This is a genomic window from Rhizobium sp. 268 (genome assembly GCF_036571585.1).
Lineage (GTDB): Bacteria > Pseudomonadota > Alphaproteobacteria > Rhizobiales > Rhizobiaceae > Rhizobium > Rhizobium redzepovicii.
On the sequence record NZ_JAPPSO010000010.1, the window covers coordinates 281570 to 303797 of the forward strand.

Below are 22228 nucleotides of genomic sequence, written 5' to 3' on the forward strand. Positions count from 1 at the left end.
GCGGTATGATGGAAAGTCTCCTCATTGCCAACCGGGGCGAGATCGCCCGCCGCATCATCCGCACGGCAAAGATGCTCGGCATCCGCACCATCGCCGTCTATTCCGAGGCCGATGCCGGCCTGCCTTTTGTCAGGGAAGCGGACGAGGCGATCGCCATCGGCCCGCCGCCGGCCCGAGAGAGTTATCTCTCACAGGAGCGCATCCTGGAAGCCGCCCGAAAGTCAGGTGCTGCCGCCATCCATCCCGGTTACGGGTTCCTGTCGGAAAATGCCGAATTCGCCGAAGCGGTTGAAGAGGCCGGCATTATCTGGGTCGGCGCGCCGCCGGCCGCCATCCGCGCCATGGGACTGAAGGACGCCGCCAAGCAATTGATGCAGGCGGCGGGCGTGCCCGTCACCCCCGGCTACCTCGGCTCGGACCAGAGCGAAGCAAGGCTCGCGGCCGAAGCCGATATCATCGGCTACCCCGTGCTGATCAAGGCCGTCGCCGGCGGCGGCGGCAAGGGCATGCGTCGCATCGACCGGCCGCAGGATTTCGCCGAAGGTCTCGCCTCCTGCGGGCGTGAAGCGGCTTCCGCCTTCGGCGACGACCGCGTTCTGATCGAGCGCTATATCGCCAATCCGCGCCATATCGAGGTGCAGGTATTCGCCGACAAGCTTGGAAATTGTGTCCACCTCTTCGAACGCGATTGCTCGCTGCAGCGCCGTCACCAGAAAGTCATCGAAGAGGCCCCTGCCCCCGGCCTCGATGCCGCCACCCGGGCGGCGATCTGCGAGGCGGCGGTAAAGGCCGCAAGAGCGGTCAACTATGTCGGCGCCGGCACGATCGAATTCATCGCCGATGCCTCCTCGGGCCTCGATCCCGACCGAATCTGGTTCATGGAGATGAACACGCGCCTGCAGGTGGAACATCCGGTCACCGAGGCAATCACGGGCGAAGATCTGGTCCTCTGGCAGCTGACGGTCGCAAGCGGCGAGCCGCTGCCGAAAAGCCAGGAAGAGATCACAATGAAGGGCTGGGCCTTCGAAGCCCGGCTCTATGCCGAAAACCCCGCCGCTGGATATCTGCCCTCGATCGGCCAGCTCGACCATCTCAAACTGCCGATGACGACCCGCGTCGACAGCGGCGTCGTTGAGGGCGATGAGATCACCGCCTTTTACGATCCGATGATCGCCAAGATCATCGCGCATGGGCCGAACCGTGAGGCCGCCCTTTCGAAGCTCGCCGCCGCCTGTGCCGGCATCGAGGTCTGGCCGGTCAGATCCAATGCCGGCCTCATCGCCCGCATCGCCAATGATCCGGATTTTCGCGCCGCGCGGATCGATACCGGCTTCCTCGACCGCCACGGCGAAAACCTCGTCGCCAGCGAGCCCGATGAAACCGTCATCGACAAAGCGGCCACGGCACTTTCGAAGGACATGGATGGCGACCCCTGGTCCACGCTGACCGGCTTCCGCATCGCCGGGCCAAACGACGGCCGCGTGCGCGTGCGCATTGACGGTCATCTCCATTGGGGCCGTGCCCGCGCCGACCTCGAGGCGAATGCTGTCGAGATGAACGAGGCGACGGTGCTTTTCGATGCGGGCAATGCCTGGTCGATCGGCCTGCCCCATGCGGGGGAGGTCGAGGCAAATCACGGCGTGGGCGACGGCGCCATTCTTTCACCCATGCCGGGCCTTGTCATTTCGGTGGATATCGCCGAAGGCGATCCGGTCGCCAAGGGGGACCGTCTGTTGACGGTCGAAGCGATGAAGATGGAGCATACGCTGCGGGCGCCCTTCGACGGCATCGTCGGCAAACTGCAGGTTTCCCCCGGCGCCAGGGTCTCGGAAAACCAGCTGGTCGTCACCGTCATGAAGGGAGAGGAGTGATGGCCGGCCGCTATTTCGACGAATGGGCAATCGGCGACCGCATCGCCCACGACATCCGCCGCACGGTCACCGAGACCGACAACCTGCTGTTTACGACGCTCTCCCACAATCCGCAGCCGCTGCATCTCGATGCCGAATATGCGGCCGGCACCGAATTCGGCCGGATCGTCGTCAACGGCACCTTCACCTTTGCGCTCACCGTCGGCCTTTCGGTCGGCGACTCCACGCTCGGCACGCTCGTCGCCAATCTCGGCTACGACAAGGTGACGATGCCGAAACCGGTCTTCATCGGCGATACGTTGCGGGTGGAAACCGAGGTGACGGAGCTGCGCCGCTCCAACTCCCGCTCCGACGCCGGCATCGTCACCTTCCGGCACATCACCCTCAACCAGCGCGATGAGATCGTCTGTCAGTGCCTGCGCACGGCGATGCTGAAGGTGAAGCCGTCATGAGGCTGCGCTCGCTGCTCTTCGTGCCCGGCGACCGGCCGGAACGCTTCGAAAAAGCCCTCGCCTCGGGCACCGATGCCGTCATTCTCGATCTGGAGGATTCGGTTTCGCTTGCGAATAAGCCGAGGGCACGCGAGAGCGTGCACGAATTCGCCCTGCACCATTCCGGCGAAACCGCTCTCCTGATCCGCATCAATCCCCTCGCCTCGCCTGAATTCGAAGACGACCTTGCCGCCCTGACCGGCCTCCAACCTTTCGCTCTCATGCTGCCGAAGGCCGAGGGGGCCGCTTCCGTGCTGAAGCTCGCAAACTCCCTCGCATCGGCTATTCCCATCCTGCCGATCGCGACGGAAACGCCGTCCGCCATCTTCGAGATCGGCAGCTATCGGGAGGTTTCGGCCAGCCTCTGCGGGCTGACCTGGGGGGCCGAGGATCTGCCGGCCGCCATGGGGGCTACGACCGCGCGGAGGACCGACGGCCGTTATACGCCGCCTTACGAGCTTGCCCGCTCGCTCATGCTATTTGCAGCGCAAGCCGCCGCCGTTCCGGCGATCGAAACCGTCTATCCCGATTTCCGCGATCACAACGGTTTGAGGGCCTATGCCGGCCGCGGCCGGCGCGACGGTTTTTCCGGCATGATGGCCATCCATCCGAGCCAGATCGAGACGATCAACCACGCCTTCACGCCGGATGCGTCCGAAATCGCCTGGGCAGAGAAAGTTGCGGCCGCCTTTGCCGCCAGGCCCGACGCCGGCGTCATCCAGCTTGACGGGCGCATGCTTGACCTGCCGCATCTCAAGCTCGCGCTCCGCCTTTTGAAGAGCGCCGGACAATAGCCTCTGCCGATCAGCCCGACTTTGCGGCTGGTTTGGTGGCGACCTGCTGCGGCTCCAGGTAACCGGCGCCGATAGCGACGTAGAGGTCGACGTAGTCCTTGGCGACCTGCTGCACGGTGCCGGCAAGGCTTGCCTCGGCATCGGAGACCGAACGCTGCGCCTCCAGGATATCGAGTAGCGACGAGGCGCCGTCCTTGTAGCTCGTGGTCGAAAGCGCCAGCGATTCCTGCGCCGTCTGCACCTGCCGGCGCAGCGGCTCCAACGTCTGCGTGTCGCGGCGAACGGCCGACAGAGCGTTTTCGACCTCCTCGACGCCGTTCAGCACTGCCGCCTTCCAGGCGAGATACTGGGTCTTCGCGTCGGATTTTTCGATATCGACATTGGCGCGCAGCGTGCCGCCGTCGAAGATCGGTAGGTTAAGCGAGGGTCCGAAGGACCAGCTGGTCAGACTTGCGCCTTTGGCGCCCGATGATTTGACCCAACTCGGCGAGATCGAGCCGGAGAGCGAGATCGACGGGTAGAGCTGGGCTTCGGCTGCACCGATATCGGCAACGGCGGCCGCCAGTTCGCGTTCGGCCTTGCGAATGTCGGGACGGTTGCGGATCAGATCGGCCGGAATGCCAGCGCGAAGATCGCCGCGGAACACCGGCTGGCCCGCACTCTTCTGCAGCTCTCCCATCAGCGCGGATGCCGGCATTCCAATGAGGGTGGCTATGTGATGGGCCGATTCCGTGAAGCTCTTTTCCAGGCCGGGAATGTCGGATTTTGTCGACTGTACCAGGCCCTCCGCCTGCACGACGTCGAGGCGGGAGGCGGTACCGGCTTTCAACTGCAGCTGCGTCAGTTCGTAAGTCTGCTGGCGGGATTTCAAACTCGCTTTTGAAAGCACAATGCGCTCCTGGTAGTAGCGGGCGTCGATATAGCTCTCGACGAGGTCTTTCAGAAAAGTGAGCTTGGCGTTATCTGCGGTCGCATAGGCGGCCCCCAACGAGGCAATTGCGCTCTCCCTGGAGCGACGATATTGGCCGAAGAAATCGAGCAGCCAGGAGAGGCTGGCCTCGCCACCCGTCGTGTTCGTGGTGCCGACGGTCGTGCGCAGCCGGCCCTTCTCGCCGGATAATGTGTGCGAAGCGTCGACAGTCAGGCTCGGCAAGCCGCCGGCGCCGGCAACGGTGACATTGGCCGAAGCCGAGTTGATGCTTTCGAGCGCCTGCTGCACGTCGAGGTTCTCGCTGAGGCCGTGCGCCACCAGACCGTCGAGCCGCTTGTCGCGATAGGCCGTCCACCACTCGGCCGTCACGACATTGCCGTTGCTCTTGTTGCCCCCTTCTTCGAATTTGACCGGAAGCGGCATTTGCGGAGGAACATGATCCGGGCCGCTGACGCAGCCGGTCAGCAGAAACGTCAGTGCGGATGCGGCGTAGCGGAGGGATGATAGTCTTGTGCGAAGCGACGTACTCACGGGCGAGCCTTCTGAACCGGGATCGTGGGTTCAGGCTTAGCGAGACCAGCGTTAATGGCGGTTAAGAAACTGTAAAGTTAGGTAAAATCCGGCACCGCCCGTCGAGCGGTCTAAATCAGCTTTCATCGCCGGCCACACCATAGGGCATCGGCCGCCTCGGAAGCTCCAGCATGATCGCCAGGCCGCCGGCCTCCGGCAGCGAGGCATGCACGCGCCCGCCGTGACGTTCGATCGCCTGCCGGGTGATGGCAAGTCCCAGGCCGTATCCGCCTCTCGGCACGGCGTCCTTGCCGCGGGAAAACGGCTGGAAGATGCGTTCGAGTTCGTCCCGGCCGACACCTGGCCCCTGATCCCCAACGCGGATCGTAAGGCGGTCGGGCCCTACCTCGCAGGATACTGATATGCGCGAATGCTCGGCCGTATATTTGACGGCGTTGCGGACGACGTTTTCGAGCGCCCTGTAGATCAGTTCGCCTTCGACCTCGGCCCGGAAGACGCCGTCGACACTCGTCGTGATCGTCACCTCGCGGGCCTGGGCCTCGAATGCCGCGTCGCCGAGGATTTCATTCAGCAGCTCGATGACGTCGAGGGTCTGCGTCTTCAGCGGCCGACCGGAACCCGCCGTCAGCCTGGCAAGGGTCAGAACCTCGCCGACCAGCGTATCGAGCCGTTCGACTTCCCGGTCCATACGGTCGAGCATGGCGCCGAGTTTGGCCGGGCTTTGCCTGAGAACGCCGACGGCCGCCTGCAGGCGGGACAAAGGCGAACGCAGTTCGTGGGAGACGTCGTGGAACAGCCTCTGCTGCGCATCCTGCAATTCCTGAAGGCGGGCGGCGCTCGCATCAAAATCATAGGCGAGTGCCGTCACCTCATCCTTTCGGCCAGCCATCTTGTCGCCGATGCGAAAATCGAAGCGGCCATGGGCAAGAGCGCTCAGACCGTCGCGCAGATGCACGACGGGGCGAATGAGATATCGCGCCAATGCGCCGGCCGCGATCGTGCTGGCGATCAGGATGGTGAACCACGGCATGAACGGACCAAGATTGTCGAAGATGGAACTGGCTGGAGCCGACACGGAAAGCCGATAGCACACGCCATCCTTCAGCACGGATCGGGTGGTCACCGTGTTCTTCCCGGCGCAGGCATCGGCTTGCGCAGGTTTCGCAAGGCTGAGGCCCAGTGGCTGAGTCTTCTCGCTTGTGCTGACAAAACGGGCCGCGGCGTCTTCGCCGTCCTCAACCAGAATATTTGCCGTCAGGTTCAGCACGAGCGCCCGCCGCTCCTGTTCCAGCTCACCTGCGAAGGGAACCGCCTGAAGCAGTTTGACGATAAGGATGATGACAGCGAGGCTTGCGGCCAGCGTCAGCCAGATGATCCTGAAGAATTTCCAGAAAAGCCGGGGCATGGTCAGTCCACGAGAAGTTGATAGCCCTGACCGCGGACGGACTGGATCCAGGATTGTCCGTCCTCCCTCAGGCCGAGCTTCTGGCGAACGCTGCTGATATGGACGTCGATACGGCGGTCGAACGGCGTGAGCGGCTTGCCGAAGGCCCGCTTTGAAATATCCTGCTTCGACACCAGCTGACCGGCGCTGCGGGCGAGGACTTCGAGCAGGCTGAATTCGGTGCCGGTCAGCTCCAAAGTCTCGCCGCGCCATTCAGCACTTCTGCTGCCGGAGTGAATCACCAGCTGCCCCGCCCTGATCGTGTCGGTCGATGCGCCGGCTGCCGGCTGCCCCGCGCGGCGCAGGATGGCGCGCAGCCTCGCCGCCAATTCACCCGGCGAGCATGGCTTCGGCACATAATCGTCGGCACCGAGATTGAGGCCCGATATCCTGTCCACGTCGTCGCCTCTTGCGGTCAGCATCAGTACGGGAACCTGGCTCAGTTTCCGGATTCTCTGCAAAACTTCGATCCCGTTCATCCGAGGCATCATGATGTCGAGCACGATGATATCGACCGTATTGCCGGCGGCAGCGGCAATGGCGGCGCGACCGTCGGTATCCGTTGCGACGTCATACCCTTCTTCGATCAGATATTCCTGCAGAAGCGTCGTCAGCTCGGCATCGTCGTCGATGAGGAGAACCTTGTTCATTCACTTCGTCCGTCATTAGAACAGGATGATTTTAGGCCTGGTCGGCCTAAAATCTGAATCCTGTTCTACATTAAAGAGTTAGAGCATGATGTCTTGAGAAAACCGCTCACACTTTTCGGCATCATGCTCGAATCCCGGCAGGCATACAGCACATGCACAGTCGCGCGGCCAAGTTTTACCCAACTTAACACTAACTTGACCGCACTTAACGTTCGGTCCGTTACTTAACCTGCCATGACATCGACGCGAGCCGGGATCGGATTGCCGTGCATGAGCCGCAATCCGTCATCGAGTTGATCGCGGATCGGGAAAAGGCAGCGATGCCTTTGACCACAAGGAGTGCATCGTTGAGAAAACCATCCAGGCTATGCGCCGCCGCTCTCGTGGCGGCCGCGCTTTTCTTCCCCCTGCGCAATGCCGCGGCCGAGCAGGCGGCGGCGCCCGCCCTCACCGTCTCCCTGACGGCGCCGGCGCAGCGGAACTGGCCGGAGACCGTTCCCGCGAGCGGCTGGCTGAAGCCCTGGCAGGAAGCGGTCATCGCCTCCGAAACCAGCGGCCTGCGCATAACCGATGTCCTGGTCGACGTCGGCTCCGTAGTCACCAAGGGACAAACGCTCGTCCAGCTTTCCCAGGAGAGCGTGCTCGCCGATCTCCGCAAGCAGGAGGCGGCGGTCGAAAACGCCAAGGCAAGCCTGTCGAAGGCCAAGGCCAATGCCGACCGGGCGCGACAGCTGCAACCTTCCGGCGCGCTTTCCGACGAGAAGATCGTCGAATATCTGGCCGATGAGCAGACGGCGACGGCAAGTGTTGCGTCCGAAGAGGCCGCGCTCGACACCGAAAAGATCAAGCTTGCGCAGACGACAATCACGGCCGCCGACGACGGGGTGATCACGTCGCGTTCCGCCAATCTCGGCGCCGTCGTCTCCGCCGGCACCGAGCTGTTTCGCATGGTTCGCCAGCAGCGTGTCGAATGGCAGGCCGAAGTGTCAGCACGCTACCTCCCGCGCATTTCTGAAGGCTTGAGCGTCAGGATCAACGGACCGGACGGCCAGGTCATCGACGGCAAGGTGAGACTTGTCGGGCCTTCGGTCAGCACCGATACCAGCCGGGCAATCGTCTATGTGGCGCTTCCCACCGATGTCCGGCCGCGCACCGGTCTCTATGTCACCGGCAATATCGCATTGCAGACCTCGCCGGCACTGACCGTTCCGGAGACGGCGATCGTGTTCCGGGACGGCATCAGTTACCTCTTCACTTCAGGTGAGGATCAGCGGGTCAGAAAGGTCAGAGTGGAAACCGGCCGCCGCAACAACGGCGAGGTGGAAATCGTCTCCGGCATCGATCGCTCGGCGAAAGTGGTGAACTCGGGCGGCGCGTTCCTGTCCGACAACGACCTCGTGAAGATTGCGGAGACAAACTGATGAACTTCTCAGCCTGGTCGATCCGCAACCCCGTACCGGCGATATTGCTGTTTGTGATGCTGACAGCCGGCGGGCTCTTGGCCTTCAAACAGCTGCCGATCCAGAATTTCCCGGATATGGACCTTCCCACGATCAACGTCACCGCGACGCTTGAGGGCGCCGCACCGACGCAGCTCGAAACCGAGGTCGCCCGCAAGATCGAGGATGGCCTTGCCGCGCTCAGCTATCTCGATCACATCACCACGACGATCACCGACGGCACCGTCTCGATCAAGGTGTCCTTCGAGCTGGAAAAAGACAGCGAAACGGCCCTGAACGAGGTCCGCAACGCCGTCGACAGCGTCAAAGGCGACCTGCCGGCGCAGATGGAAACACCGAGCGTCACCAAGGTCACCGTACAGAGCTCCGCACTGGTCACCTATGCCGTCCGCTCGACCGCTCTCAACGAGACCGAGCTTTCCTGGTTCGTCGACAATGATCTGACCAAGGCACTGCTTTCGGTGCCCGGTGTCGGTCAAGTCAACCGCATCGGCGGGATCGACCGCGAGGTGCATGTGGATCTCGATCCCGCGACGATGGCGTCGCTCGGCGTCACCGCGGCCACCGTATCGTCGCAGCTGAAGGCCGTGCAGACGGATACGTCGGGTGGCCTCGGCGAAATCGGCGGCACCCGCCAGACCTTGCGCACGCTCGGTGCCCTGCCATCGGTCGAGGCGCTGAAGGGGCTGAAAATCCCGCTGGCGAACGGCCAGCAGGTTCGCCTCGACGACGTCGCATCCATCAGCGACAGCTTCGCCGAGCGCTCCTCGATGGCCTATCTCGACGGCAAGCCGGTGATCGCGGTCGAGATCAAGCGCTCGAACGGATTTTCCGACAGCGGTGTCGCCGCCGATGTCGACAAGGCGATCGGGGAGTTCGCCGCCAAGCATTCCAACGTTGAGATCGAAGAGGCTTACAGCACGATCGGTCCGATCATCGGCAACTACGATGGCTCGATGCACATGCTCTACGAAGGCGCGATCCTGGCGATCATCGTCGTCTGGCTTTTCCTCCGGGACTGGCGGGCGACGATCCTGTCGGCCGTGGCGCTGCCCTTGTCCGTCATACCGACCTTCCTTGTCATGTATCTCGCCGACTTCAGCTTGAACATCGTCACACTGCTTGCGCTGTCGCTGGTGGTCGGCATCCTTGTCGACGATGCCATCGTCGAGATCGAAAACATCGCCCGCCACCTGCAGATGGGCAAGCGGCCGATCGATGCCGCTCTCGAGGCAGCCAACGAGATCGGGCTTGCCGTCATCGCAACCACATTCACGCTGGTTTCGGTGTTCCTGCCGACAGCATTCATGAGCGGCATACCGGGCCTTATCTTCCGCCAGTTCGGCATCACCGCTGCCGTCGCCGTTCTCGCCTCGCTGGTCGTCGCTCGCCTGCTGACGCCGATGATGGCCGCCTATTTCATGAAGGCCCATCCGACCGAGGAAAAGGACGGCCGAATCATGCGTGCCTATATATCAATCGTGAAGGCCGCCATGCACCGCAGGAAGACGACCGTGGCCGTCACCGCCGTCATCGTGGCGCTCTCGCTTTCGACCATTTCCCTGTTGAAATCTGGCTTCCTGCCCGCGTCCGACGACGCGCGGACCCAGATCACGCTGACCATGCAGCCGGGCGCCACCATCGAGCAGACCGACGCCACCAGCAGGAAGGCCGCGGATATCATCGGCAAGCTTCCCGACGTGACCCATGTCTTCTCCGCCGTCGGATCGGTGTCCTCGGGCGGCGGTCCCGACGCCGGCACCACGAGCGATGTCGGATCGGCGACGATCGTTGCCGTGCTGCCGCCCATCGACGAGCGTGACCGCAAGCAGTCGGAAATCGAAAACGATATCCGGCAGGCGCTTTCCATCCTTCCCGGCGTGCGCGTGGAGGTCGGCGGCGGCGGCAATGGCACGAAACTCGAGATCACGCTGGCTGGCGACGATGCAAATGTCCTCGATAGCGCCAGTACGGCGCTCGAGGAGCAGCTCCGCTCACTGCAGGGCATCGGCGCTGTGACATCGACCGCAGCCCGACAGGCGCCCGAGATTCAGATCACGCCCGACTTTGCGCGCAGCGCCGCACTTGGGGTAACGTCGAGCGCCATCGCCGAGGCCGTGCGCGTAGCGACCAACGGGGAATATTCGGCCGACCTGCCGAAGCTCAACCTGCCTCAGCGGCAGATTCCGATCGTCGTCCGCTTCTCGCCCGAGGCGCGTACCACTCTGGACGACATCAAGAACATGCGGGTGGCGGGAACCAACGGCAACGTCGATCTCGGATCGATCGCCGACGTGAAGATCGGCGGCAGCCCTTCGGAGATCGACCGCATCGACCGGATGCGCAATGTCACCCTTTCCGTCGAACTCAACGGCCGCATCCTCGGCGACGTCAACCGCGAGGCGCAGGCGCTGCCGACACTTCGTCATCTGCCATCGGGCGTCACCCTGGTCAACCAGGGCGAACTTCAGCGCAGTTCGGAGCTGTTCCAGAGTTTCGGGCTGGCGATGGCGATCGGCGTGTTCTGCATCTATGCGGTCATGGTGCTGCTCTTCCACGATTTCCTGCAGCCGCTGACGCTTCTGATGGCATTGCCGCTCTCGCTCGGCGGCGCGTTGGTGCCGCTGGTGGTGACCGGAACGAGCTTCTCCATGCCTGTTGTCATCGGCCTGCTCATGCTGATGGGCGTGGTGACGAAGAACTCCATCCTGCTCATCGAATATGCGATCATGTCGCGTCAGCGTGGCATGTCGAGATTCGACGCCTTGGTGGATGCCTGCCACAAGCGCGCACGGCCGATCGTCATGACCACCATTGCCATGGCCTCGGGCATGCTGCCGGCGGCACTCAGCCTGATGGGCGGTGATTCGAGCTTCCGCCAGCCGATGGCAATCGTCGTGATCGGCGGCGTGGTGATGTCGACGCTGGTCAGCCTCATCGTCATCCCCGTCATCTTCACTTTCGTCGACGATCTGGAACAGATCCTCAAACGGGTCCTGCGCCGGATCGGACTGGCCGAGGACATCGCCGGGGATAAGCCGCATGCGTCCAACGATCACGCGGCGATCGCCTTCCAGCCTGAGATTTCGAAACGGGGACAAGCTCAGAGATGATGCCCCACAGGTGATTGGGCAGACGCTGCCCCACCGCACAAGGCCGGCGACGGCACCCTCTTCGGTCGCGTTCCCCTCCCCCGGAACAAGACCGCGGGACGTATTCCCCCGCAGGCGGCCACAAGCCGCCTGCGCGTCCTGCATCTTCTGGAAACGCCAGTCCGAGCACTCATCCTGATTGCAGTTTCCCCGTCTCGATCGACTGCCAGCAGCGCAGCGCGCACGTCGCCACGAGAACCTTTACCAAACTTTACACTTCCTTAACTGCGCTTGACATCCGCACAGCTATTACAGATCGACCTCAGCTCAATCCGGAGGGTCGTGTGTCCAAGGCACCTCGAAATATTCTGCTTGGCCGCTTCGCGGAGGGGAAAGTCATACTCGCCGCGATTTCGCGGAGGGCGCGTCCGTTTCACTCGATATTTTACGACTATAGAATTGCCAAAGTTCTTCGACTTTGCCTGCAAGATAATTACGTCTTGCTCTCTCATCTTCTGAGCGAAGCGATTGAACCAGGCCGTGCGGAGAGCCTTCGCAAAGAGTGTGATGCTCTGTCGGAAGACATTTCAATTGGCGGAACGGGGTGATTCATCGCGCGCTCACGACAGCGGTTTCATCGCCTCGAAATCGGGCAAGGCGCTGCTGGCGTAGCCGATCGCCCCCAGCGAAGCGATAGAGATCCTTCCGTCGCGGATCGACAACAGCGGTCCTTCGGCACCCTGCTCGTAAATATCCGGGTGGGCCGCCGCAAAACGCGCCATCTCCGCCTGCGGCGCACCCTGCATGCCGGCTACATAGTGATGGCCGTTACGCTCGACATGGGAGAGACCGAGCAGCGAAACCAGCGCCAGATCCTGCTGCACGGCAAGCCCGGCCTGACAGGTCAGGTCTTCGCCGGAGAGGAACAGGCCCGGCACACCTGTCGTCCTGATGCGGATCGCCTTGAGAAGCGAGCGATAGACGCCCTTGCAGGTTTTCGAGGAGACGCCGGTATAGCCAAGCTCACGGGCGTGGGCGAAGGCCTCGTCGCCATCGTCGCTCTCATCGATCAGGAAGGGCAACTGCGCCGCCAGAGCCCCGAGCGGTGTTTCCATGGTGATCGCGCGCGAGAACGGCTGTTCGACAAAGGCAATGGCCGCACGCAACCGTGCCAGCGGCGGCATCCCCGCGATGCGCGCCAGTAGGTCGGCAAGCGGTTCGGCAGCGCTGAATTGTTCGTTGCCGTCGACCGTCAGCCGATAGTCCGGCAGGCGGTCCAGCACGACGGCGATCCGCGCCAGCCGGTCTATATCGGCATCGACCACGCCAGAAAGCTTGATCTTGAACCAGCGGTTGCCATAACGCGCAATCACCGCCTCGAGGCTTTCCGGCAGACCGTCATCAACGGGATGGACGATATCGCTCTCGGTAATCGGGTCGAGCAGCCCGATCGTATGCCGGGCTGCAATCGAGTCTGCGGGGCGAAGGCCGGCGAGCACCGCGGAGGCGGCATTCGTATCGATATCGCCGGGTAGCATCGGGCCGCCGATGCCGACCAAGTTGCCACGCACCGCATCGAAGAAGGAAATGCCGGCAAGACGGCAATAGGCATCGAGTGCCGCGCGGGCGATCAGCGAAGGGCCAAAACCAGCGACCAACGGATTTCCGGGCAGGCGCCGCGCGGTTTCCATCTCGTTCAGGCGGGCAGCGCCAAACAATGTCGCCGGCGCGGATGCCTCGAGCGACGCAGCGGCCGAAACACGGATCGAGCCGCGCAATTGATCGACGTTCTGCGCCGGCGTCAGCGCCGGGTTTTTGTCGAACCATTTCGGCACCATCATTTCGGCGGCCGCGCCGATGGCGATTTTCCCTGTCTCATCCTCGAGACGCACCCTGAGAAAGGCCTGCGGCGCCCTTTCGAGGGTCGCTACGCCGAAGCGGAACGGCAGACGCAGGCGGGTATCGCGCTCGAAGGCGTCGATCTCGACAATTCTAATGCGCGGCGCCGTCACGCGACCTCCGATGTTTCTGTTCATGCTCATGCCATCCGCGCAAGCATGGCTCGCGACACTTCATGATGGAGCGGCTCCCGGCGCAGCAGCCGGCCGATCTCATCTACCATGGCCCGGCCTTGGGCGAAATGTGCCTCTTCGGTGTGGCCGGCGGCGTGCGGCGAAATGGTGACATTGATAAGTCCGGGGTCGCGGAAGGGGCTGTTCGGCGGCAGCGGCTCCTTGTCGAAGACATCGAGAGCCGCCTCGATACGGCCGGAGCGGATCTCCGCCAATAATGCGGCCTCGTCGATCAGTTCCGCGCGTGCCGTATTGATGAACAATGCGCCAGAGCGCAACAGCGCCAGTTCGCGGGCGCCGATCATCCCACGTGTTTCGGACAGGACGGGCGCATGCAGGGAAATCACATCGCTCTTCGCCAGCGCCTCGTCCAGTTCTGTCCTGACGACGCCGAGTGCCGCGGCCTCGCCGTCGCTGAGATAGGGATCGACAACCAGCACGCGGCAGCCGAATGGAACGAGCAGGCGCATGACCGCCCGTCCGACATATCCGGCGCCGACGATGCCAACCGTTCTGGCGCCCAGCAATCTTTGCGGCACGGCGGCGCGGACGTCGAGCCATTCGCCGCCGTCGCGCAATGCATGATGCAACCGGTGAATGCCGCGCATGGCGAGCAGCGCTTCGGCGACGACGAACTCGGCAACCGAGGCGGCGATTTTCGAGGCGGCATGGCTGACACGAAGGCCGTCGTCGAACAGCCGGGCGGGAACGAGCGTGCGGACGCTGCCGGCCGAATGGGCGACGAGGGCAAGTTGCGGATGACGCTGGCGCGCGGCGGAATCGAAGGGCGGCGTGCCCCATCCGGTCAGGCAGGCCGTGGCGCCCTGCAGCAGGCGGTCGGCATCGGCAGCGTCGATCGTGGCGCCGGCCGGCCAGCGGACGTCGCCCAGCGCATTCAACTCAGCGGTCGCCGCATCGTCCAGCATCATACGGCGGGTCTTTTCGGTCAAAAGGACGGCAATGACGGGCGGTTGTTCACGCATGCTTCTACTCTTTCGCTGCGGCGACCAGGCGCCTGAGATGGGCGAGATCGGCGCGGGCCTTGTCGAGCGCCTGTTCGCGGGGAACCCGGTATTGGGAATGCATGGAGAGCACCCCGGCAAAACCGGTGGCGATGAGATGCGGGATGATGTCGTTCCAGGGCACCATGCCGTCGTCGAGCCCATACCAGTCCGAATGCCAGGCACGCTGGCCCAGCGCCCCATAGGCGCCGGGAAACCAGCCGCAATTCTTGACCCCCATGCAGCAGAACCACGGGTCGAGAAGGTCGAGGGTCAGACGCCAGTCCTCGCTTCCCTCGCGGATGATCTGGTTGGCCGGATCGGGATAGGCGCCGATCCCGACGGGATCGCGCCCGGCCAGCAATTGCATCGCAAGCGCGCCGGAGCTGTGCAGGGTTCCGCCGTGCAGCTGGATCGTCAACTTCATGCCGAAGCATTCGGCGAGACGCTCGAAACCATCGAGGCCACGCCGCGCCTCATCGACCTGCACCTTCCAGCGCCGCAAGGGATCATAACGCCAGAAGCCGAGCCGGACCTGACCGATGCCGGCCTCGCCGCAAAAGCCGAGAAGCCGCGACGTGGCATCATCAGGCCGCGTGGAATCGATGGTCGCCATCGGGATGCGGAGGCCGGTTGCGGCAAAGAGCTTCGCCGCCTTGATGATTTCCTCCGGCCGGTCTGGAGAAACGGTGTGGCCGTCTCGAACGAGAAGATCGGCACAATCGAACCCGAGGTCCGCCGTGATCTCCGCCGCCTTCTCCAGCGGCAGACCTTCCAGGGTCTTGGTGAAATAGGCGATATCCATAATGTCGCGGCTCATCGACTGGAAACACAGAGCTCGCTTTCGCGGCCGAAGGCATCCCGAGCGCGCACCGCATATTGCGCGCCCTCCGGCGGCGACATGTGCAGGAATGCCGTCGAGATCAACGGCACCGGACTGACCTTTTCAAAAGCCTCGCCGTCGGTGCTGGTAAGGACATCGTAGAAGATGGCGGGGCTCGCATCGCCGGCAGCCCAGAAGAGCATGCGCTCCTCCCGGCCGCCGAGACCGAGGTAGCGCTCGACGACGAGGCCGGTGGGTGCTGCCGGCGGTGCGCCGATATCGGGGACGACGAGCACCTGCGTCAGCGACGGCAAGGGCACGTCGAGATCGACGCTGACCCGGCCGTCGTCGCAGGCGACGGTGCTGATCGGGTGCAGCAAGGCCGGCTCCTGGGCGCGGCGCAGTTCGGCAAACTGCGCTTCATCAGGCACGGGCGGCGCGCCGACCGGCTCGAAGGGCCCGCGCGGGTTGCTTTCGTCGCGCTGGGCCTCCCATACCTCCATCGGATTGGTGAATTCCTCGTCGATGCGCAGCAGGCAGAGCGCATGGCGGCCGGGAACCAGCCCGCCGACCTCGAGCCGCACGGCGGTCCGGCCCGAACGATTGATGGCATCGACGCTGTGGATGAGGCTGATGGAAACGCCACCGCCCGGCAGCCGTGTCGGCAGGATCGCCAGGCCATCCTGATCGGGCGTCAGGGGCGGCTCGGCCGTCACCTTGCAGACGGTGTCGCCGAGCGTCGCCAGCAGCTCCATCGATGTGAGACCGGGCTTCTTGATGATGTCGAAAGGCGGCGCGCTGTCGATGTCGGTCACCAGCCTGTCCAGATCGGTCTTGTGCTCCCACTGCGCCTTGGTGAAATTGCGCGAGCCGAAATAGGCAAAGATCGTGCGCTGGCTCCAGCCGCCGATGAAGGCGTGGTCATTGCTGAGGAAGGTGAAATTCGCCGCCTTCGGCGCGATGATGCGCCGGTCGTGCTGCTCGATGATACGGGCGATGATCCCGGCATAATAGGCCTTGCCGTGCCAGCTGTGATGATCGCTCCAGCCGAGCTGCGGGTCGCATTCGTCGTTGGCGATCGGCAGGCCGGCGAGGCGCGGGTGATGCTCCTTGAGATAGTCGACGACCAGCAGGGTGCGGTCGACGATGGCATTCGTCTTCGGCGTCAGATCGTCCTTGCTGCCGTTGACGCCCTTTTCGTGGATCGAGATGTAGTCGAGGCGCGGCGGGCCGTCGCCGGTCAGGCAGCTCGTGCCGCTGTCGCAATGGGCCATCAGGGCGCGAAAGATCGGGGAGAGCGTACGGGCGGTGCCGGGGCCGCCCATCGGCAGGCCGGGATCGACGGCGTCGAGGCCGGCGACGCAGGCGTCGTAATAGTTGGTGTAGCCCTTGATGCCATAGGTCCACCAGCCGGAATCGGCTTCGTTCGTCGTTTCGAAATACCATGTCCGCAATTCGTCCATGCCGTAGCGCGCGCCGTAGCGATCGGCCGTCGCCGTCACGAGATCCCGCCAGCGCCTGACCTGATCCATGTCCTCGTAATCGGTAAAGAGGCCGGAGGGATTGCCCATCAGCTCGAAGAACGGCTTCAGGCGGTGCTCGATCATCACGTCGAGCGCCCGGTCGAGCAGCGACCAGTCGTAGCCGCCAAGACCACCGGTCGAACGCAGCAGATTGTAGAGATAATGGACGCGCAGGAACCGGATGCCCTCGTTCGGCAGGCCGCCGATATAGGCAAGCATCTGGCGCATCTCGGGTTCGAGCAGCAGCTCGGCAGGCGAAAAGCCGGTGCCGCGCCAGAACCTGTCGAAGGGGCGCACCGTTTGGTTGGCATCAACATTTATTCGCGTCCGTTCACGCATGGGATCGTCTCTCCTTGAGCGGAAGTCTGGCAGTGCCCGCAAAGCCGGCATGGAAGGCCAACAGCCTGATTATTTGAACTTTTCACGCATCGCATCGATGCCGGGGATAGTTTTGGTCAGATGCTGGTGGGCAGGATCGAAGCGCTGGATCAGCCCGCGGCGGTGCTTGCCGACAAGGATGGTGAAGATGTAGCCCCGGTGGCCGGGCGAGGTAACGGTCGGATGGTAACCCCGGTCGACCAGGACAGTATCGCCGTTGCGGGTCATCAGGATCTTGACCGGGCCGTTGTCGTCATAGGTGATCTGGCTGCCGAAGCCGGTCTCGGGCTGGAAACGATAGTGATAGAGCTCTTCGTGCAGGGTCTCGGCATCGCCGTCTTCGGTATCGTGCTTATGGGGAGGATAGCCCGACCAGCAGCCTTCGCCGGCATAGAGCTCGCTCACCAGCAGATTGCCGCAGCGCCCGTTCTGCCGTTGGCCAAGCAGGTGGGCGATCCGCCGCTGGCTATGCGTGTCGGGCGAACCGACATTGACCGCGTCGACCTCGTCGGGGGTCACCCGGAACGGCGCATAGCGCGTGTCGCAAAGGCCGCCGGCGATGGCGACTTCCGCCGGTCCGCCAGCGGCCGATATCCGGACATTGGCGTCGACGGGCGCGTAAACCGAATCCGCATCGCCTCCCCAGATATCGGCTCGCCGGCCTACCGCTTCAAACGTGACCTCATCCACCGCGATATCCACCTGCCCCGACAGCACGACGTAGAGGCTTTCGTGCAAGGGCAGCCGCCGCGTCTCCCGGCCATCGGCCGGAAGCGTGACGAGGTCGAAGTAGATGAGATCGAGCGTCCTGGAGGAGGTATCCACGATGGGACGCTGCTCGGAGCGGGGAATGAATTCGGGCATCAATTGAACTCCGCAACGGTACGGTCGGCAAAAGGGTTGAGGGTCAGGGTTTCGGCGTGATGGCAGGCCACCGCATGTCCATCGGCGGTGACGGTGCGCAAAGCCGGCACCTCCTGCTTGCACAGCGCAGTGGCGTAGCGACAGCGCGGATGAAAGGCGCAGCCGGGGGGCGCGTGCGCGGGGTCGGCGACCTCGCCCGCTAACCGGATGCGCCGGCCGTGGCGGCGCAGCCTGGGATCGGCGATCGGCACGGCCGAGAGCAGCGCTTCGGTATAGGGGTGACGCGGACGCGAAAAGATCTGCTCAGTCGGCGCCTTTTCCACGACCCGACCGACATACATGACGGCGATATTGTCGGAGATGTGCCGGACGACCGAGAGGTCGTGGGCGACGAAGAGATAGGTCAGGCCGAACTGTTCCTGCAGGTCCTGCAGGAGGTTGATGGTTTGCGCCTGCACGCTGACATCGAGCGCCGAGACGGCCTCGTCGGCGATCACCAGGCGCGGATTGGAGGCCAGCGCCCGGGCAATGCCAATGCGCTGGCGTTCGCCGCCGGAAAAAGCATGCGGGTAGCGGCGCATATATTCAGGCCGCAGGCCGACACTCTGCATCAGCTCGGCGACCCGGTGCTCGAGTTCCCGGCCCTTGGCGATGCCGTTGACACCAAGCACCTCGCCGATGATGTCGATGACGGGAAGACGCGGATTGAGCGAGGATTGCGGATCCTGAAACACGATGCGCAGGTCGCGGTGGATTTCCTTGAGGGCGGATCCGGACAGGGCCGCGAGATCAACCGTGCCACCGCTGCGGTCGCGGTAGCGGATCTCGCCGCTCGTCGGCCGATAGATGCGCAGCACGGTGCGGGCAAGGGTGGACTTGCCGCAGCCGGATTCGCCGACAATGCCGAGCGTCTCGCCGTCCTCGACGCGAAGCGAAACGCCGTCGACCGCCTTGACATGACCGACGACCCGTCGGAACGCACCCTTGCGGATGGGAAAGTGCATCTTGAGATCGTTGAGTTCCAGCAGCGGGCTTGGCTGCATCACGGGATCGGCCATCACTGTCTCTCCTCGTAAAGCAGGCAGCTGGCGACGTGCCCGTCACCGATGACGACGGATCCGGGGTCCTTCCGATCGCAGAGGCCTGCTCTCGCCTCTCTGCATCGGGGATGAAAGCTGCAACCCTCCGGCCGCTCGAAACGCGAGGGCACCATGCCCTCGATGGTCGCGAGCCGTTCGCTCGGTTGCCCGTGCATACGCGGCACCGATTGCAGCAGGGCCTTAGTGTAGGGATGAACAGGTGCATGGAAGATCGTGTCGACATCGCCCGCCTCCACCACCCGGCCGACATACATGACGACCACCTCGTCGGCGATTTCGGCAACCACGCCGAGATCATGGGTGACGAACAGTACCGAGAGCCCGAATTCCGCCTGCAGCGAGGCGAGCAGGTCGAGGATATTGGCCTGGGTGGTCACATCGAGCGCCGTGGTCGGTTCGTCGGCGATCAGCAATTTCGGGCGACAGGCGAGAGCCAGCGCGATGCAGACGCGCTGGCGCATGCCGCCGGAAAACTGGAAGGCGTAACTTTCCATGCGCTCGGCCGGCCTGGGAATGCCGACCAGAGCCAGCGTCTCGATGGCATGTTCGCGCGCTTCCTTCTTTCCCATCTTCAGATGCAGGCGGATCACCTCCATCATCTGGTTGCCGATGGTATGGACAGGGGAAAGTGCCGCCATCGGCTCCTGGCTGATCAGGCCGATCTGAGCGCCGCGGATCGCCCGCATGTCGCGGCCACGCGGATCGAGCGCGGCGAGATCGATGGCGGCGGCTGCCGGATTCGGCCGGTAGCGGATCGCGCCCGAGACGATCCGTCCACCGCGCGGCACCTGGTTGAGAATCGAGCGTCCGGTGATGCTCTTGCCCGAACCGGATTCGCCGACGACGCAAACCGTCTTGCCGCGCGGGATGGAAAAGGAGACGCCGTCGACTGCCCTGATAGTCCCCGCGCCGCCGAAGAAATGGGTCCTGAGGTCGTCGACCTCGATCAGCGCGTCGCGATGCGGGCTCCGGCCGCCGGCGGCGGCGAAATTGGCGTCAGTATTCATAGGGATCTGCAGCATCGCGTAATCCATCACCGAGGAAATTGAGGGCAAGCACCGTGACAATCACTGCCAGGCCCGGAAGAAACAGCCAGGGCGCGCTCGAGACCGCGAGAATGTTCTGTGCTTCCTGAAGCAGCACGCCCCAACTGACGACCGGCGGCCGCAGGCCGATGCCGAGGAAGGAGAGCGCGGTCTCGGCGAGGATCATCGTCGGAATGGCAAGCGTGACCGAAGCGATGATATGACTCATGAAGGACGGCACCATATGCCGCCAGATGATCCGCATCCGCGAGCAGCCATCGAGATGGGCGGCGATGACGAAGTCTTCCGTCTTCAGCGACAGGAAACGTCCGCGCACCACGCGCGCAAGGTCGGTCCAGCCGATCAGCGACAGGATGATCGTGATCCAGAGATAGACCAGGATCGGGTCGGCGCTAATCGGAACGGCAGCCGCAAGGCCCATCCACAGCGGGATGGTGGGGATGGAGTTGATGAGCTCGATCGAACGCTGGATGACATCGTCCACCCAACCGCCGTAAAGTCCCGAGATGCCGCCGAGGATGATGCCGAGGACGAGGCTGATCGCGACGCCGATCAGACCGACGGACATTGAGACACGGGTGCCGTGCACCGTCCGGCTGAAGACGTCGCGGCCGAGGCGATCGGCGCCAAAGAGGTAGAAGGGTTTGCCCGTTTCGACCGGGCCGATCAGGTGACGGTCGAAATCGAACAATCCCCAGAACCGATAGGGCTCGCCTTTGACGAAGAAGCCGACGGGAATGACGACCGCCGGATCGGGCACGTAAGTGCGGCTGAGCGCGATCGGATCGACCTTCATCGAATAGCCGTTGACGTAGAGCAGATGAAACTGCCCCGTTGTGTCGTAACCGGCGACTTTGAGCCGCTGGGGCGGCGCATAGGTGTAGCGGGAATCGTAGGTCTGCGATGAAACCGGGGCGATGACTTCGGCAAACATGGCGACCAAGTAAATCAGCAGGATGACGACGCCCGCCCCCAGCGCCAGCCGGTGGCGGCGGAAACGGCGCCAGATGAGTTTCCACTGGCCGGCAACCGCATCGGAATTGCGAACACGTTCAGGTATCAGTGCGATGGCTTGATCGGTCATATCTATCGTCCTTCAGCCATTGCGAATGCGTGGATCGAGCCAGGCGAGCAGCAGATCGGAGATCAGCGTGCCGATCAGCGTCAGTATGCTCATCAGCAGGATGAAGGTGCCGGCGAGATACATGTCCTGGGCAAACAGGGCGTTGAGCAGCAGCGGTCCCGTGGTCGGCAGGCTGAGGACGATGGAAACCACCACCGAACCCGAGACGAGGTGCGGCAGCACCCAGCCGACCGTAGAGACGAAGGGGTTGAGCGCCACCCGCACCGGATATTTCAGCAGCAGCCGGATTTCGCTCAAACCCCGGGCGCGCGCCATGTCGACATAGGGCTTGTTGAGTTCGTCGAGCAGATTGGCGCGCATGATGCGGATCAGCGCCGCCGTCGCACCGGTGCCGAGCACGACGACCGGGATCCACATATGCGAGATGAGATCGCCGAGCTTGGCCCAGCTCCAGGCGGCATTGATATAGAGTGGCGAAAACAGCCCGCCGACGCTTTGGCCGAAATACTGCGCCGAGACGAACATCAGCACCAGCGCCAGCAGGAAGTTCGGAATGGCAAGCCCAAGAAAGCCGAAGAAGGTGGCGAAGTAATCGCCGACCGAATATTGCCGCACCGCCGAATAGATGCCGATCGGAAAGGCCACCGCCCAGACGAAGAGCAGTGTGGTGACCGAGACCACCATCGTCAGGCCCATGCGCGCCCAGATCAATTCGCCGACCGGTTTGTTCCAATCGAGGGACTGACCGAAATCGCCACGCAGCAGGATGCCGCTGATCCATTTCCAATATTGCACCGCCCAGGGCTGATCGAGGCCATATCGCTCGCGCAGGCCGGCGATGACGCCGGGATCGATGGTCTCGTTCTGCGAAGCAAGACGTGCCGTCATCGCGGTCAGGAAATCGCCCGGCGGCAGTTGGATGATGATGAAGGTCACGACCGAGATCGCGAACATCATCGGGATCATGTACAGCAGACGTCTGATGATGAAGCCGGCCATGTTCAAGCTCCTTCAACCGGCAATTGCCGATCGCATTGGGTGATGGGGCGAGGCTGTGCTTTGGGAATGGCGCC

General features: G+C 63.4%; 17 protein-coding genes. 5 read left to right on the top strand and 12 right to left on the bottom strand.

Annotated features, from left to right (window positions below; all coding sequences use genetic code 11):
• Positions 1-5 precede the first annotated feature (5 nt).
• From OS035_RS21235 to OS035_RS21245, 3 genes are read left to right on the top strand one after another with little or no spacing between them, the layout of a single operon-like run.
• Positions 6-1871, top strand: a complete 1866-nt coding sequence (locus OS035_RS21235) for an ATP-binding protein (RefSeq protein WP_183780231.1) — start codon at positions 6-8, stop codon at positions 1869-1871.
• Positions 1871-2323, top strand: a complete 453-nt coding sequence (locus tag OS035_RS21240; RefSeq protein WP_183780233.1) for a MaoC family dehydratase — start codon at positions 1871-1873, stop codon at positions 2321-2323. Before OS035_RS21235 ends, OS035_RS21240 begins: the two co-directional genes overlap by 1 nt.
• The gene (locus OS035_RS21245; RefSeq protein ID WP_331814047.1) at positions 2320-3156 is read left to right on the top strand and encodes an HpcH/HpaI aldolase/citrate lyase family protein; all 837 of its coding nucleotides are present in this window, start codon (positions 2320-2322) and stop codon (positions 3154-3156) included. The genes OS035_RS21240 and OS035_RS21245 overlap by 4 nt, the downstream gene beginning before the upstream one ends.
• A gap of 10 nt (positions 3157-3166) precedes the next feature.
• Here OS035_RS21245 and OS035_RS21250 read toward each other — a convergent pair whose 3' ends face one another.
• The 3 genes from OS035_RS21250 to OS035_RS21260 form a co-directional block, all read right to left on the bottom strand.
• The gene (locus OS035_RS21250; RefSeq protein WP_183780238.1) at positions 3167-4618 is read right to left on the bottom strand and encodes an efflux transporter outer membrane subunit; all 1452 of its coding nucleotides are present in this window, start codon (positions 4616-4618) and stop codon (positions 3167-3169) included.
• A gap of 115 nt (positions 4619-4733) precedes the next feature.
• Positions 4734-6023, bottom strand: coding sequence for a HAMP domain-containing sensor histidine kinase (locus tag OS035_RS21255; protein WP_097626272.1), 1290 nt, complete (start codon positions 6021-6023; stop codon positions 4734-4736).
• 2 nt (positions 6024-6025) lie between these two features.
• Positions 6026-6712: a response regulator gene (locus tag OS035_RS21260; protein ID WP_097626273.1), complete on the bottom strand. Its 687-nt coding sequence runs from the start codon at positions 6710-6712 to the stop codon at positions 6026-6028.
• 320 nt (positions 6713-7032) lie between these two features.
• Between OS035_RS21260 and OS035_RS21265 the strand changes: the two genes are divergently transcribed.
• Together OS035_RS21265 and OS035_RS21270 are read left to right on the top strand one after the other, a co-directional pair.
• Positions 7033-8133: an efflux RND transporter periplasmic adaptor subunit gene (locus tag OS035_RS21265; RefSeq protein ID WP_183780241.1), complete on the top strand. Its 1101-nt coding sequence runs from the start codon at positions 7033-7035 to the stop codon at positions 8131-8133.
• Complete coding sequence (locus OS035_RS21270; RefSeq protein ID WP_331814048.1) at positions 8133-11285, top strand: efflux RND transporter permease subunit; 3153 nt, start codon at positions 8133-8135, stop codon at positions 11283-11285. The genes OS035_RS21265 and OS035_RS21270 overlap by 1 nt, the downstream gene beginning before the upstream one ends.
• A 599-nt stretch (positions 11286-11884) precedes the next feature.
• On the opposite strand, the gene OS035_RS21275 is transcribed toward OS035_RS21270, so the two are convergent.
• The 9 genes from OS035_RS21275 to OS035_RS21315 all read right to left on the bottom strand — a co-directional run bounded on the left by OS035_RS21275 (position 11885) and on the right by OS035_RS21315 (position 22154).
• The gene (locus OS035_RS21275) at positions 11885-13306 is read right to left on the bottom strand and encodes a mandelate racemase (protein WP_183780247.1); all 1422 of its coding nucleotides are present in this window, start codon (positions 13304-13306) and stop codon (positions 11885-11887) included.
• Complete coding sequence (locus OS035_RS21280; protein ID WP_183780250.1) at positions 13303-14319, bottom strand: hydroxyacid dehydrogenase; 1017 nt, start codon at positions 14317-14319, stop codon at positions 13303-13305. The genes OS035_RS21275 and OS035_RS21280 overlap by 4 nt, the downstream gene beginning before the upstream one ends.
• Before the next feature lie 4 nt (positions 14320-14323).
• Positions 14324-15142 carry a sugar phosphate isomerase/epimerase family protein gene (locus OS035_RS21285; protein ID WP_183780329.1) on the bottom strand — a complete coding sequence of 273 codons (819 nt, stop codon included), beginning with the start codon at positions 15140-15142 and terminating at the stop codon, positions 14324-14326.
• An 11-nt stretch (positions 15143-15153) separates the two neighbouring features.
• Positions 15154-17022, bottom strand: coding sequence for a GH39 family glycosyl hydrolase (locus OS035_RS21290; protein ID WP_183780252.1), 1869 nt, complete (start codon positions 17020-17022; stop codon positions 15154-15156).
• Between the two features lie 69 nt (positions 17023-17091).
• A complete protein-coding gene (locus OS035_RS21295; protein WP_331814049.1) occupies positions 17092-17925 on the bottom strand; it encodes a 5-deoxy-glucuronate isomerase in 834 nt (277 codons plus the stop codon).
• The gene (locus tag OS035_RS21300) at positions 17925-18983 is read right to left on the bottom strand and encodes an ABC transporter ATP-binding protein (RefSeq protein ID WP_331814050.1); all 1059 of its coding nucleotides are present in this window, start codon (positions 18981-18983) and stop codon (positions 17925-17927) included. Before OS035_RS21300 ends, OS035_RS21295 begins: the two co-directional genes overlap by 1 nt.
• Positions 18983-20032: an ABC transporter ATP-binding protein gene (locus tag OS035_RS21305; protein ID WP_310808128.1), complete on the bottom strand. Its 1050-nt coding sequence runs from the start codon at positions 20030-20032 to the stop codon at positions 18983-18985. The genes OS035_RS21300 and OS035_RS21305 overlap by 1 nt, the downstream gene beginning before the upstream one ends.
• The gene (locus tag OS035_RS21310; RefSeq protein ID WP_183780264.1) at positions 20022-21155 is read right to left on the bottom strand and encodes an ABC transporter permease; all 1134 of its coding nucleotides are present in this window, start codon (positions 21153-21155) and stop codon (positions 20022-20024) included. The genes OS035_RS21305 and OS035_RS21310 overlap by 11 nt, the downstream gene beginning before the upstream one ends.
• A 12-nt stretch (positions 21156-21167) precedes the next feature.
• Positions 21168-22154, bottom strand: a complete 987-nt coding sequence (locus tag OS035_RS21315; protein ID WP_331814051.1) for an ABC transporter permease — start codon at positions 22152-22154, stop codon at positions 21168-21170.
• Between the last annotated feature and the right edge of the window lie 74 nt (positions 22155-22228).

Excerpts from the sequence above, each read along its gene's own strand:
- OS035_RS21260 (WP_097626273.1), bottom strand. The coding sequence starts at position 6,712 with ATGAACAAGGTTCTCCTCATCGACGACGATGCCGAGCTGACGACGCTT.
- OS035_RS21290 (WP_183780252.1), bottom strand. The coding sequence starts at position 17,022 with ATGCGTGAACGGACGCGAATAAATGTTGATGCCAACCAAACGGTGCGC.
- OS035_RS21245 (WP_331814047.1), top strand. The coding sequence starts at position 2,320 with ATGAGGCTGCGCTCGCTGCTCTTCGTGCCCGGCGACCGGCCGGAACGC.
- OS035_RS21295 (WP_331814049.1), bottom strand. The coding sequence starts at position 17,925 with ATGCCCGAATTCATTCCCCGCTCCGAGCAGCGTCCCATCGTGGATACC.
- OS035_RS21240 (WP_183780233.1), top strand. The coding sequence starts at position 1,871 with ATGGCCGGCCGCTATTTCGACGAATGGGCAATCGGCGACCGCATCGCC.
- OS035_RS21285 (WP_183780329.1), bottom strand. The coding sequence starts at position 15,142 with ATGGATATCGCCTATTTCACCAAGACCCTGGAAGGTCTGCCGCTGGAG.
- OS035_RS21300 (WP_331814050.1), bottom strand. The coding sequence starts at position 18,983 with ATGGCCGATCCCGTGATGCAGCCAAGCCCGCTGCTGGAACTCAACGAT.
- OS035_RS21305 (WP_310808128.1), bottom strand. The coding sequence starts at position 20,032 with ATGAATACTGACGCCAATTTCGCCGCCGCCGGCGGCCGGAGCCCGCAT.
- OS035_RS21280 (WP_183780250.1), bottom strand. The coding sequence starts at position 14,319 with ATGCGTGAACAACCGCCCGTCATTGCCGTCCTTTTGACCGAAAAGACC.
- OS035_RS21235 (WP_183780231.1), top strand. The coding sequence starts at position 6 with ATGATGGAAAGTCTCCTCATTGCCAACCGGGGCGAGATCGCCCGCCGC.
- OS035_RS21275 (WP_183780247.1), bottom strand. The coding sequence starts at position 13,306 with ATGAGCATGAACAGAAACATCGGAGGTCGCGTGACGGCGCCGCGCATT.
- OS035_RS21270 (WP_331814048.1), top strand. The coding sequence starts at position 8,133 with ATGAACTTCTCAGCCTGGTCGATCCGCAACCCCGTACCGGCGATATTG.
- OS035_RS21310 (WP_183780264.1), bottom strand. The coding sequence starts at position 21,155 with ATGACCGATCAAGCCATCGCACTGATACCTGAACGTGTTCGCAATTCC.
- OS035_RS21265 (WP_183780241.1), top strand. The coding sequence starts at position 7,033 with ATGCCTTTGACCACAAGGAGTGCATCGTTGAGAAAACCATCCAGGCTA.
- OS035_RS21315 (WP_331814051.1), bottom strand. The coding sequence starts at position 22,154 with ATGGCCGGCTTCATCATCAGACGTCTGCTGTACATGATCCCGATGATG.
- OS035_RS21255 (WP_097626272.1), bottom strand. The coding sequence starts at position 6,023 with ATGCCCCGGCTTTTCTGGAAATTCTTCAGGATCATCTGGCTGACGCTG.